The sequence below is a fragment of the Psychrobacillus sp. FSL K6-4615 genome (assembly GCF_038008225.1).
Taxonomy (GTDB): Bacteria; Bacillota; Bacilli; order Bacillales_A; family Planococcaceae; genus Psychrobacillus; species Psychrobacillus psychrotolerans.
This window is the reverse complement of sequence record NZ_JBBOYQ010000001.1, coordinates 3,264,715-3,277,154: the sequence shown is the minus strand read 5'-3', so window position 1 is coordinate 3,277,154 and position 12,440 is coordinate 3,264,715. Positions and strand designations below refer to the sequence as shown.

The 12,440-nt window shown below is 37.9% G+C and carries 13 protein-coding genes; 9 read left to right on the top strand and 4 right to left on the bottom strand.

Translation table 11 applies throughout. The features are described 5' to 3' along the window. The first annotated feature begins 8 nt into the window (after positions 1 to 8). From MKX53_RS16395 to zupT, 3 genes are all read left to right on the top strand, one after another. A complete protein-coding gene (locus MKX53_RS16395; RefSeq protein ID WP_340912629.1) occupies positions 9 to 365 on the top strand; it encodes a hypothetical protein in 357 nt (118 codons plus the stop codon). A 36-nt stretch (positions 366 to 401) separates the two neighbouring features. Next, positions 402 to 734: an antibiotic biosynthesis monooxygenase family protein gene (locus MKX53_RS16390; protein ID WP_093537509.1), complete on the top strand. Its 333-nt coding sequence runs from the start codon at positions 402 to 404 to the stop codon at positions 732 to 734. A 284-nt stretch (positions 735 to 1,018) separates the two neighbouring features. Then, complete coding sequence (zupT, locus tag MKX53_RS16385) at positions 1,019 to 1,828, top strand: zinc transporter ZupT (RefSeq protein WP_093537510.1); 810 nt, start codon at positions 1,019 to 1,021, stop codon at positions 1,826 to 1,828. A gap of 406 nt (positions 1,829 to 2,234) precedes the next feature. Here zupT and thrB read toward each other — a convergent pair whose 3' ends face one another. Beyond that, positions 2,235 to 3,146 carry a homoserine kinase gene (thrB, locus tag MKX53_RS16380; RefSeq protein ID WP_340912626.1) on the bottom strand — a complete coding sequence of 304 codons (912 nt, stop codon included), beginning with the start codon at positions 3,144 to 3,146 and terminating at the stop codon, positions 2,235 to 2,237. Continuing rightward, positions 3,146 to 4,204, bottom strand: a complete 1,059-nt coding sequence (thrC, locus tag MKX53_RS16375) for a threonine synthase (protein ID WP_340913382.1) — start codon at positions 4,202 to 4,204, stop codon at positions 3,146 to 3,148. The genes thrB and thrC overlap by 1 nt, the downstream gene beginning before the upstream one ends. 180 nt (positions 4,205 to 4,384) lie before the next feature. Between thrC and MKX53_RS16370 the strand changes: the two genes are divergently transcribed. The 4 genes from MKX53_RS16370 to MKX53_RS16355 all read left to right on the top strand — a co-directional run bounded on the left by MKX53_RS16370 (position 4,385) and on the right by MKX53_RS16355 (position 8,191). Further along, positions 4,385 to 5,587 carry an MFS transporter gene (locus MKX53_RS16370; RefSeq protein ID WP_093537513.1) on the top strand — a complete coding sequence of 401 codons (1,203 nt, stop codon included), beginning with the start codon at positions 4,385 to 4,387 and terminating at the stop codon, positions 5,585 to 5,587. 95 nt (positions 5,588 to 5,682) lie between these two features. After that, a complete protein-coding gene (locus MKX53_RS16365) occupies positions 5,683 to 6,213 on the top strand; it encodes a DNA topology modulation protein (protein WP_340912624.1) in 531 nt (176 codons plus the stop codon). 105 nt (positions 6,214 to 6,318) lie between these two features. After that, positions 6,319 to 7,590 carry an acetyl-CoA hydrolase/transferase family protein gene (locus MKX53_RS16360; RefSeq protein WP_340912621.1) on the top strand — a complete coding sequence of 424 codons (1,272 nt, stop codon included), beginning with the start codon at positions 6,319 to 6,321 and terminating at the stop codon, positions 7,588 to 7,590. Position 7,591: 1 nt separating this feature from the next. Further along, entirely contained in the window at positions 7,592 to 8,191 is a 600-nt protein-coding gene (locus MKX53_RS16355; RefSeq protein WP_340832091.1) for a DNA-3-methyladenine glycosylase, read from the top strand. A 487-nt stretch (positions 8,192 to 8,678) separates the two neighbouring features. Here the strand turns inward: MKX53_RS16355 and MKX53_RS16350 are convergent, their stop codons facing one another. Then, positions 8,679 to 9,443, bottom strand: coding sequence for a GNAT family N-acetyltransferase (locus MKX53_RS16350; protein WP_340912618.1), 765 nt, complete (start codon positions 9,441 to 9,443; stop codon positions 8,679 to 8,681). A 183-nt stretch (positions 9,444 to 9,626) separates the two neighbouring features. Then, positions 9,627 to 10,814: an NO-inducible flavohemoprotein gene (gene hmpA / locus MKX53_RS16345; RefSeq protein WP_340912615.1), complete on the bottom strand. Its 1,188-nt coding sequence runs from the start codon at positions 10,812 to 10,814 to the stop codon at positions 9,627 to 9,629. A gap of 154 nt (positions 10,815 to 10,968) precedes the next feature. On the opposite strand from hmpA, the gene MKX53_RS16340 reads away from it, so the two are divergent. Both MKX53_RS16340 and MKX53_RS16335 read left to right on the top strand, forming a co-directional pair. After that, positions 10,969 to 11,418: an RrF2 family transcriptional regulator gene (locus MKX53_RS16340; RefSeq protein ID WP_093537518.1), complete on the top strand. Its 450-nt coding sequence runs from the start codon at positions 10,969 to 10,971 to the stop codon at positions 11,416 to 11,418. A 38-nt stretch (positions 11,419 to 11,456) separates the two neighbouring features. Continuing rightward, positions 11,457 to 12,386 carry a manganese-dependent inorganic pyrophosphatase gene (locus tag MKX53_RS16335; protein WP_340763714.1) on the top strand — a complete coding sequence of 310 codons (930 nt, stop codon included), beginning with the start codon at positions 11,457 to 11,459 and terminating at the stop codon, positions 12,384 to 12,386. The last annotated feature ends 54 nt before the right edge of the window (positions 12,387 to 12,440 follow it).

The following is a 12,440-nucleotide window of genomic DNA, read 5'->3' as shown; positions in this document are numbered from 1 at the left end:
GGCTTTGTATGAGAAGTGAATCACATCCTCGAGGGAGACATGACCGAGACGAAAATCATCGGGGGGATAGACGTGGAGGAAGACCAATACAAGCAGAAGACAAAGAAAAAAGACATGGTGCGAAAACGTTCCGACGTGGGAGAGCGTTAGCGTTTTATGATATGATGAATATGAAATCAAACGCATTAAAGAAGCAATTAGAAACTCCTGAATTACAATCGATTAATCCGATTATAGTTGGTGAATTGAAGGCAGTAGAAACTCTTATGGAAGAGTTTGCACAGTTATTTGAACTATATGAAGTAGAAGAACCCACAACTCAAGACACAATTAATGAAGAAAAACCAATTGATACACAAAATTAAAAACACAATCGCTAAGATAAAAATGGGGGAATAGAAATGTTAGTACAAATTCGTAAATGGACAGTGACAGAAGGAAATGCCGATAAGATTCTTGAACGTTTTAAGAAGAAACCAGATCAAGGTCCATCATTGATTGAACAACGTGAAGGATTCATCGGGCGTGAGTTATTAGTTAAGAATGTTCGTCGAGGTGAAGAAGAAGTAGTAATGATTGTTCGTTGGGAATCAGAAGAGGCTTGGAAAGCATGGGAAAAGAGTCCTGAGCATATTGCCGGACATAAAAAGAAAATAAAAGAGCATGGTGGAAAACCACCACAGCCTGAATTTGTAATTGCTATGGAACATGGTAGTTATACTGTTGTGGAATAGAATATAATAACAAAAGTAGTCATATTATGATAAAAAAATTAGCATTGGATTAAGTGGTATACACTTCTTCCAATGCTTTTTTGTTTAATAACATCACTTATAGGTTAAACCACTGTTGCTTAGGGAAGTAATAAATAACTAAGTGATGTCTCCATAATTAGTAATAAATTTGTAGAATTCGTAAAAATAAAAAAATTATATTTTCACTAGTTGAAAAGAGTTGCGCAAAGGAAACATTTTGCGTATAATAAATGAAAATCGATAAATAGAAAGAAGTTGGGTCAATGGATGGAAATGTAGCGTTTGCTTTATTACTTACATTATTTGCTGGTCTGGCAACTGGTATTGGTAGTCTACTTTCATTATTGACATCTCGCACAAATACTAAATTTTTATCCGTTGCACTAGGTTTCTCAGCAGGTGTCATGATTTATGTATCCTTGGTAGAAATTTTTGTGAAAGCTAAGGACTCTCTCGTTGCTGAACTTGGAGAGACAAATGGGTATTGGATGACATTAGTTGGTTTTTTCGGTGGGATGTTCGTAATTGCGGTAATTGACCGATTAATACCTAGTCTTGGTAACCCACATGAAGTTAAAAGTGTAGAAGATATGGATGTCAAAATCAGTAATGCTGAGCAGACAAAACTCATGAAAATGGGTGTCTTTACAGCACTTGCAATAGGGATTCATAATTTTCCAGAGGGAATTGCAACCTTTGCATCTGCTCTACAAGATCCCAATTTAGGGATTGCAATTGCCGTTGCCGTAGCTATTCACAATATACCGGAAGGAATTGCTGTAGCAGTTCCTATATATTATGCAACTGGTAGTCGTAAGAAAGCTTTCAAGTTATCTTTCTTGTCTGGCTTAGCGGAACCGGTTGGAGCGTTCGTAGCTTATTTAATACTGATGCCCTATTTAAATGGAGTCATGTTTGGAGTAATATTTGCCGGAGTAGCGGGGATTATGGTCTTTATTTCTTTAGATGAGTTATTGCCAGCAGCGAAAAAATATGATGAAACCCATTCATCTATTTATGGACTCGTTGCAGGAATGGCAGTAATGGCCTTAAGTCTTGTTCTCCTAGCTTAATAAAAGCTCAATCATAAAAAGGCAGTGTAACCTTCAAACGAAGTTGCACTGCCTCAGACTATAGACAAACTTAATTTTATAGAGTTGAATATTAAACTCGGCAATGCCCATCACTTCGCTTTCCATGGGCTTGGCTTCAGCCTCCTCGTCACTACGTTCCTGCGGGGTCTTCAGCTCAAGCTATTCCCATAGGAGTCTTCGTGGTGGACCTTGCCTTATAAACAGTTCCAACAGAGTATGCAATATATTCCCTTTTCAGTAAATAAATCCCTTGTGGATATTTATTACTATTCATAACCATTTATAAAAATACCTTTGTCGTCAAACTGAGGCAGTGTAACCTTCAAACGAAGTTGCACTGCCTTTTATAATGGAATGTATAACTTCTGACTAGTGAAAGTTTCCTTTAGTGGGCATTCTCTGTATCTTTAATCGTAACGACAATACCTGTGCGATTCATAGGTACTTCAACGAGATTAAAATCAGGGAATTGACCTTTTAACTTAGAGATGAAATCCTGTTCTGTTCCTTTTTCCACTAACGAGAGCAGGGTAGGTCCTGCACCACTGATACAAGTTCCATAAGCACCCGCTTGTTTAGCTGCTATTTTTATCTCTTTGCTCTGTGGAATCATATCAAGTCGGTAAGGCTCGTGAAACAAATCTTGTTCCATATAAGTTCCAACCTGTTCAAAAGCTGATGATAGGAAAGCGGCAGTTAATAAGTTTGCGATTGCACTTGCTTGTGCTGCTTCTTGACGTGAATAAGAATCCGGTAAAACTTGTCTCGCCATTGTTGTTTTTAATTCAAAGTTGGGTATAAATAACACAAATGAGGCCTCGATGTGATTTGCATGAAACACATTTATCTCCCCGTTTGTTGCATTAGAAGAGATGGTAAAACCTCCATAAATGGAAGCTGCTGCATTGTCAGGATGTCCTTCCATTAGTGTTGCAACTTTTAGTTTATCCTGTGCAGTTAGATGTAACTCCATAATTTGATTGGCTAACTCAATACCAGCAACAATGGCTGAAGCACTGCTCCCCATTCCTCTTGCTAGTGGAATTTCACTCTTCACTCTCACTGTGCATGGAGGAAGGGAAAAACCATGTAACTCGGCCGTTTTTTCAGCTGCTTGGACAATTAAGTGATCTAGTGGGTTTGGAACATCCGGAAGATTACCGGACAAGTTAATGATTTTCCAATCAAATCCTAATTCGACTTCCAGTTCTAAATATTTGTCTAGGGCGATACCGATGGAGTCAAAGCCTGGTCCAAGGTTCGCTGTACTTGCTGGTATTGAAATACACCAAACCATTAGACTAGCACCTCCTCTATAAATGCGCTAAGAGCTGAAGCATTACTTTCAAGTTTATGGGGCTCAGCAACTTTAACATCAATTGCAGTTTGTGGATCCTTTAAGCCATTGCCAGTTAATACTGCAACTACTGTACTTCCTGCTGCTATTTTTCCTTCTTTTACGGAACGTAGTAGTCCAGCTATTGAAGCGCATGAGCCAGGCTCTGCGAAGATGCCTTCTCTGCTTGCGATTAGTTTATAGGCTTCGATAATTTCATCATCCGTTACAGCTTCGATGACACCATTAGACTCATCGCGGGCAGCTTCAGCATCTTTCCAACTTGCTGGATTACCGATACGAATTGCAGTAGCAATTGTTTCAGGGAATTCGATAGGTTTTCCTTGTACAATAGCAGCAGAGCCCTCTGCCTCAAATCCAAAAATTTGAGGTAAACCTGTTTGTTTTTTGTCGTTATATTCTTTGAAACCTTTCCAGTAAGCCGTAATATTACCGGCGTTTCCTACTGGTATTGCTAGATAGTCTGGAGCTATTCCTAACACATCGCAAATTTCAAAGGCAGCAGTCTTTTGTCCTTCAATACGATATGGGTTAACTGAGTTCACTAGTGTAATAGGAGAGGTTTCGCTAATTGCGCGTACCATATCGAGTGCTACATCGAAGTTTCCTTCTATTTGAATAACCTCTGCTCCGTACATATATGCTTGAGCTAATTTTCCTGCAGCTACTTTTCCTTCGGGTATAACAATAACTGCACGCATTCCAGCACGAGCCGCATAAGCAGCAGCCGCGGCTGACGTATTTCCTGTAGAAGCACAAATAACTGCTTTGCTTCCTTCTTCTTTTGCTTTTGCAACTGCAAAAACCATCCCTCTATCTTTAAAAGATCCAGTAGGATTTGCTCCTTCTACTTTCACATATACTTCGACGCCTAATTCTTTTGAAATATTTTCTAGTTTAATGAGAGGAGTATTACCCTCCAGCAAAGTCAATTTAGGGGTATTTTCTGTTACTGGTAAAAACTCCTTATATTCTTCGATTAGTCCTTGCCAAGCCATGATGTATTCCACCTCTCTGTTCTCCTTGAACAAACATATGTATTTGTATAAAGGACATTTTACTCTAATAAAGTGGAAAAAACAAGGTAAAATTTATATTGTAACTTTGATATTGAATGCGTATACTAAACAGGTAAACTAAAAACTTTACAGGTGTAAAGACAGGAGTGAAAAAGTAGCATGAAAGAACAAAAAAAGATATCAAAAAATAAATTACTCGGGATAGCAGGACTTGCATGGATGTTCGATGCAATGGACGTTGGGATTCTTTCATTTGTAATTGCAGCCTTAGCGATAGATTGGAATTTATCACCAGAGCAAATGGGATGGATTGGTAGTGTCAACTCTATTGGAATGGCAGTAGGAGCTCTTGTTTTTGGAGTTTTTGCAGACAAAGTAGGGCGAAAGAAAATATTTATGATTACATTACTGTTGTTTTCTATTGCAAGTGGATTGTCTGCACTAACAACAACACTTGCGGCATTTTTAATTTTAAGATTCTTTGTAGGAATGGGTCTCGGTGGAGAGCTACCGGTAGCGTCAACATTAGTATCTGAAAGTGTGGAAGCAAAAGAACGAGGAAAAGTAGTTGTTCTTTTAGAAAGCTTTTGGGCCGCAGGATGGATTATTTCCGCAATCATTGCCTATTTTATTATTCCTGATTACGGTTGGAGAATTGCTTTAATAATTACTGCATTACCTGCATTTTATGCAATTTACTTACGTTTAAAATTACCCGATTCGCCTAAATATACAGAGAAAAAGTCCGAAACTAGAACGATTATGCAAAATATGAGTGAGGTTTGGTCAAAGAAATATGCGAAGCGAACGTTAATGTTATGGATAGTATGGTTTACAGTTGTATTTTCCTATTATGGAATGTTCCTATGGTTACCAAGTGTAATGGTCATTAAAGGATTTACGCTTATTAAAAGCTTTGAATATGTATTGATCATGACGATAGCTCAATTACCGGGTTATTTCTCAGCAGCTTGGTTAATAGAGAAGGCAGGACGTAAATTTGTATTAATTACATATTTATTGGGAACTGCGGCAAGTGCATTCGTCTTTGGTTCTGCGGAGACAACAACGCTATTGATGGTTTCAGGAATTCTTCTATCATTCTTTAACCTTGGGGCATGGGGAGCCTTATACGCATATTCTCCAGAGCAATATCCAACTGTCATTCGAGCTACTGGTTCTGGTATGGCCGCCTCTGTTGGACGTATTGGAGGCATCTTAGGACCTCTATTAGTTGGGACTCTAGTTATGAGAGGCTATGAAATTGGCTACATCTTCACTATTTTCTGTATTGCGATTGTTATTGGAGTATTGGCGGTACTGTTCCTAGGCACAGAAACAAAACAAATAGAATTAGAGTAGAAAACAAAACCTGTTCCTCCTTGGGAGCAGGTTTTGTTTTGCCTAAGGGTGAAAACATAGTAAAATGAAGAATGGCTATACAAGGGGGGCAGAGGATGTATCAATTAAAACATAAACGCATACTCATCATCGGTTCAAGCGGTGCTGGTAAGTCTACATTGTCCAAACGATTATCTAAACAATGGGGTTTGCCTTTAATACATCTCGATACCCTTTTTTGGAATGAGGGTTGGGTCCCTACACCAAAGCCAGAATTTCGCGAAAAAATTCAAGAAGAGTTAAAAAAAGATAAATGGATTATAGATGGGAATTTTGATTCGACATTAGAGTTGCGGGTTTCCTATGCAGATTTAATAGTCTTTTTGGATTTCTCTAGAGTATTATGCACGTACAGAGTCTTGAAGAGAGCATGGATCTATCGGGGTAAAACACGTCCGGATATGGCTGTGGGCTGTAAGGAAAAAATGGATATGGAATTTGCAAAATGGGTATGGCGATTTCCACAGGATGTACGTCCGCATACCCTCGACATATTAAGGGACGTCAAAAATACAGATATATGCATTTTAAGAAATCCTAAAGAAGTAGAAGGATTTCTAATGACTGCACCAAGGAGTAAATCGTGAAAAACGCTGGACGGATAATTATTTGTAGAAGTTTATCCACAGGTCGTAGATTTTATGATTTCTAAGAGCATAAAAAAATATCGAATACCATAGGAGTATGCCAATATGAATAACAAACTACTAACAGCACAACAAGTAATTGATTTGATTCCACATAATGCAGATATTATTCTTCCACTAACAAACGGGGAACCACATAAATTACTGGACATTTTAGAAGATCAAGCACATCAATTAAAGAATGTAAAAATACATCAACTGCTTGCATTGCAATCTAGAAAGTATATGAATGGTGCGTTTCCTGGGCAACTAAACCATGTCTCTTACTTCTTAAGTGGGGCAACAAGAAAACAGTTTTACCAAGGTTTAGTAGACTTAGTGCCAAATCATTTTCATGAAATGCCTCGTATATTAAAAAGCTCCACAAATCTCTCCATGATTATGGCTGTTGCTTCACCAATGGACGAATTTGGTTACTTTTCACTTGGAACACAAGCAGATATCGTAAGTGAGTTTATCGGTACAGTACCATTTATATTAGAGGTGAACCAGCATATGCCTCGTACTTTTGGCCAAAACCAAATACACATTAGCCAAATAGCAGGATTTGTTGAAAATGATCGTCCTTTATTCGAGGATGTTGCTGCTCCTATTGGTGAGAAAGACATGAAAATTGCTGAGTATGTGACGGAATCGATTAAAAATGGAGACACGCTCCAAATAGGTATTGGCTCAATTCCCAATGCAGTAGTAAGCTTGTTAAAAAATCATCGTCATTTAGGAGTTCATACAGAAATGTTCGTCGATGGCATTGTTGATTTAGTACAAGCTGGTGCTATAGATGGCACACAAAAGTTTACGAATAAAGGGAAGATTATTGCAACATTTGCTCATGGCTCAAAGAAAATGTATGACTTCCTAAACAATAATCCTTCGGTAGAGTTTTTACCTGTCAGTATTGTGAATGACCCAAGAGAAATTGCTAAAGAAGAGCGAATTGTTTCGATTAATGCCACTACCGAAGTTGACCTATTCGGGCAATGTGCTTCCGAAACAGTAGCTGGAAAGTACTATTCATCTACTGGTGGGCAAGCTGACTTTGCTCGTGGTGTTCGATTTGCTAAAGAAGGAAAAGGCTTTGTTTGTATGACTTCTACAGCAAAAAATGATGAAATTTCTCGTATAAAACTAAGTCTTAGTCCAGGTTCAGTTGTTACGACTTCTAAAAATGATGTAGATATGATTGTTACGGAGTACGGGGTAGCTAAAATGTTTGGAAAACCAATTTCAGAACGTGCGAAACAACTTATCTCGATAGCACACCCGAAATTTAGGGAAGAGTTAACATTTGAAGCAAAACAAAATGGTTATATTTAATATGGAGCCAATTGATGTAAGTTTTTTTCAACAACCGACTCTAGAGCTTGCCCGCCAATTATTAGGCAACTATATTGTTCATGAGCATCCAAGTGGATTAATAATCGGTAGGATTGTAGAAACGGAAGCGTATATGGGACCAGATGATCGAGCCGCGCATAGTTTTGGAAATAGAAGGACGAAGCGCACAGAGATTATGTTTGGTGAGCCAGGTTTGATATACAGTTATCAAATGCACACCCATACCCTGATCAATGTTGTCTCGGCACCTCCAGATATTCCTAATGCGATATTAATCCGTGCTGTGGAACCAGTAGAGGGCTTAGAATTGATGAAGGAATTCCGTAATGATCTTCCGATGAAGCAGTGGACGAACGGACCCGGAAAGCTAACAAAAGCCATGGGTATAACCATGGAACATTATGGTTCCCATTGGACTGAGAAGCCTTTGTATATAGCAGAGGGTGAGCCAGTAACCGCTGTATCAACGGGTCCGAGAATAGGCATTGAAAACAGCGGAGAGGCTGTACATTACCCCTATAGATTTTGGGAAACAGATAATCCATTCGTATCAAAAACAAGAAAACCAGTGAAGACCTGAAATTAGGTCCTCACTGGTTTTTTAGATGATAAGAGTAGTCCAAGTTAATGTAAGGATAAAATCGACTTTTAATTAGGGAAACTATTCTACAAGGAGTTGAGGAAGAAAGTGGATTTTCCCTTATCTAATGGAATTAAAGAGAAATAGTAAGTGCTCCCTAAATAAAGAAGCGAAAGAGCGAACGAGATTGTATCTTCGTGAGCTTATACTATGAATAGGAGAGTTTCATATCTCTAGTTACCCAAAAACGAACTAACCCGTTTTTAAAAGTTGTAGGAAAGCGACGGACAGTAAAATTGTAAGATTACTGTGAAAAAAGAGGTTGGTAGTGACGTCAGTCACTACCAACCTCTTTAAAAAAATCAAACGGTAATCATAGAGCAATAAGTCTGTCCAAAGCCCTTCGGAAACATTAGAAACAGATTTAGATCTTAAAGGAACGGGCGTTTTTTTACCCAATTTTTTTATTATGAAGTATTGGTTTTCCTTAAATCTGTTTCCCCATGTAATATTCATCAACGAATTGGTCATTTATAACCAATGCGTTTTTTCGAGTACCTTCTAATTCAAACCCCAGTTTCTTATACAGTCTTTGAGCATTCGCGTTTTCTTTAATAACCGTAAGTTCTAGCTTAGAAATACCAGATCCCTTTGCCCATTTCTCTCCTTGGAGCATTAGTGAAGAAGCAATTCCTTTCTTAGAGAAGGCCTGTTTGACCCCGATAACTACGGAAGCTCGGTGGACAGCACGGGGAGCAGGACCTCCGATAAACTGTACATAACCAGCATATTGACCGTTCATAATTGCTAAAAGTAAAATGGAATTTGGTGAAGTTTTCCAAGTGTTCATGCTTTTACGGATACTTTGGACTGTTAATTGTCTATCTGCTTTTCCAAATAGCATAAAATCAGTCTCGGTAAAGATAGTTTCTTGTAAGTTAATGAAAGGGCGAGCATCCTCTAAATCAGCTTCCCGAATTATAAGGATATCCTGACTATCATCATCAGAATTTCGTTCATTGGATTCATGTAAAATACTTTGGAAATGAATGGCTTTTCCAAGATCCACGTTTTTTACAGAATACCCAGATTCGGTCCATGCAAAATAATGAAGTGCAGGGGGCTTTGTTTTTTTCCACCAGCTACTACTTAAATAGGCGGCATTCGGCAGAACATGACCAATAATTGCTTCAATTTCAACATATGTTAATGTAATTTCTTGGGTAGTCGATTGTTTAAAAAAGGCTGCCAAGGGAATGTACTTGCTCTCGGAATTTTTGGGCATTGAACATGTTCACTCATTTCTTCTGAATTAGGAATATATCCTAATTATAACATTATTGTTGATAACTTCACATCTCTCGCAATGTATAATTATTCCATTATAAAAAAGTGTCACTCCATATAGAAGTGACACTTTTTTGAGATTATTTTATTAAGCGTTTGCCAGCTCTAATTGTATGGCAGGTCCAAAGAATTCATAATGAATTCTTTCATTTGGAACTCCTAATTCCAATAAGTAGTTGATCATAGATTCCATAAATCCTGTTGGACCACAAACGTAAACGTCACCATCTGCAATAGTATGTTCTTTAAGCACGTCTTTCGTGATAAAACCATCGCCACTTTCGGAGTAAAGTGTTACATATTTTGCATCATCCATATTTTCCGATAAAGAACGGATATCTAGGTCAAATGGATGCAAGTTCTCATTGCGGGCACTATAGATAAAGGATACAGGACGGCTCTGGTTGTTTTTTGCAACCGTCTCAAACATACTCATCATTGGTGTGATTCCAACCCCACCACTTACAAAAGTAACTGGTGTTGTTTGTGATGGATCTAAAACGAAATCTCCCGCTGGAGCGGTAAGCTCTACTTTATCGCCAACTTTCACATTATTGTGAAGGTGAACCGATACTTTACCCTCTGGGTTATTTTCATCCTCTTTTTTTACAGAAATACGGAAAGATTCATTGTCCGCAGCTTTTGATAAACTATATTGTCTATTCATCAAGTATTTTTCACCAGGAATACTCACTCGAATCGTGATAAATTGACCAGGTTCATAAGATGGAACTACTGAACCATCAGCAGGTTTTAAGTAGAAAGAAGTGATATTATCACTTTCTTTTACTCTTTCGGCAATAACGAAATCCTTGAAGAATCTCCAACCGCCTTGCTTGGATTCCGTAGCAGTATACATTTCTTCCTCAATACCGATAAATGCATCAGCAATTACTCCGTATGCCTCTGCCCAAGCATTGATAATATCATCGGTTGCTGCATCACCTAGTACTTCTTTAATAGCACCAAGAAGATGCTCACCAACGATTGGATAATGTTCAGGTTTGATACCTAAGCTTACATGTTTTTGGCCAATTTGTTTTACTACAGGAATGATTGCAGCAAGATTATCAATATGAACAGCAGCAGCATAAACGGTATTCGCTAATGCAGTTTGTTGACGTCCTTTTGCTTGGTTGGCATGATTGAATATATTTAATAATTCTGGATGAGCTTTAAACATATTTTTGTAGAAAGCGGTGGTAATAGCGACACCATGGACTTCTAAAACCGGTGCAGTAGATTTTACAATATCAATTGTTTTTTGAGATAACATTCTAATCCACGTCCTTTTCTTTGTTTATATCCACAATATACTCTTGTAATTTTTTAAAAGCAATATTTAAAATACATCTTTAATAAATCAGACACATTTATACCACAATGTTGTCAAAATCGTTATAATGATATGGAAGAATGGCGGTGGCAATATGAGAATGACTATGTATACAGATTTCTCACTTCGCGTGTTAATATACCTTGGAGCACAGGAAAAGGATAAACTCTCTACAATACAAGCTATATCAGATGCATATGGTATTTCTAAAAACCATTTGATGAAAGTGACCCATGAACTTGGAAAGCTTGGATATATACAAACTGTTAGAGGTAGAGGTGGCGGCATCCGTTTAGCGATGGAACCGGAGGATATTAATATAGGACAAGTCGTAAGGCATACAGAGGACGATTTTCATCTCGTCGAATGCTTTGATTGTCAAACGAATAGTTGTGTTATAACCCCAGTTTGTGGGCTACGGGCAACCCTTCGCTTAGCGCTGAATGCTTATTTAAAGGTGTTAGACGAATATACGCTTCAAGATTATCTGCATCAAAAGCATAAACTAGCAGATTTACTTTTCAATGACACCCAAGATGTATGATAAAATATAATCGGAAATAGATTTTAGGAGGATTATTCATGACAAAGGTACTCGTTTTTGGTCATCAAAACCCAGATACAGACACAATTACATCAGCAATCGTTTATGCACACTTAAAAAATCAGATTGGTATGGAAGCAGAGGCGGTTCGTTTAGGTGATATAAATAATGAAACGAAGTTTGCTTTAGAAAAATTTGGCTTCGACTCACCAAGACTTATAGAAAACGTATCGACAGAAGCAAAAAAGGTCATTTTAGTTGATCATAACGAAAAACAACAAAGTGCAGAGGGCATAGAAGAGGTTCAAATAACAGAAGTAATCGATCATCACCGTATCGCAAACTTTGAAACAGCTGACCCACTATATTATCGCGCTGAGCCAGTAGGCTGTACAGCAACAATTATCAATAAAATATATAAAGAAAAAGGCATAGAAGTGCCTGCAAATATTGCAGGATTAATGCTTTCTGCCATTGTCTCAGACACATTATTATTCAAATCACCTACTTGCACAGAGGAAGATATAGTAGCTGCAAGAGAGTTGGAAAAAATTGCTGGAGTCAATGTAGAAGAGTATGGACTTGCAATGTTAAAAGCAGGGGCAGATTTAAGTGACAAGAGCTTAGAAGACCTGCTTACACTAGATGCTAAAGAGTTTGGAATGGGCGAATCGAAAGTAATCATTGCACAAGTAAATGCTGTAGATGTCAATGATGTAATGGATCGTCAAGTTGAACTAGAAGAGTTAATCACACGTGAAATCCAAGAAAAAGAATTAGATTTATTCTTCTTTGTTGTAACGGACATCCTAAATAACGATTCTGTAGCATTAGCTCTAGGAAAATTAGCGTTAAAAGCAGAAGCGGCATTCAATGTGCCATTTGTAAATAATACCGCCCTTCTAAAAGGTGTAGTATCCCGTAAAAAACAAGTAGTACCGGCTCTTACAGAAGCTTTAGCTGAATAAAAATGGCTAAAAAACGATGCATTTAATTTGCATCGTTTTTTCTATTATAGGTAA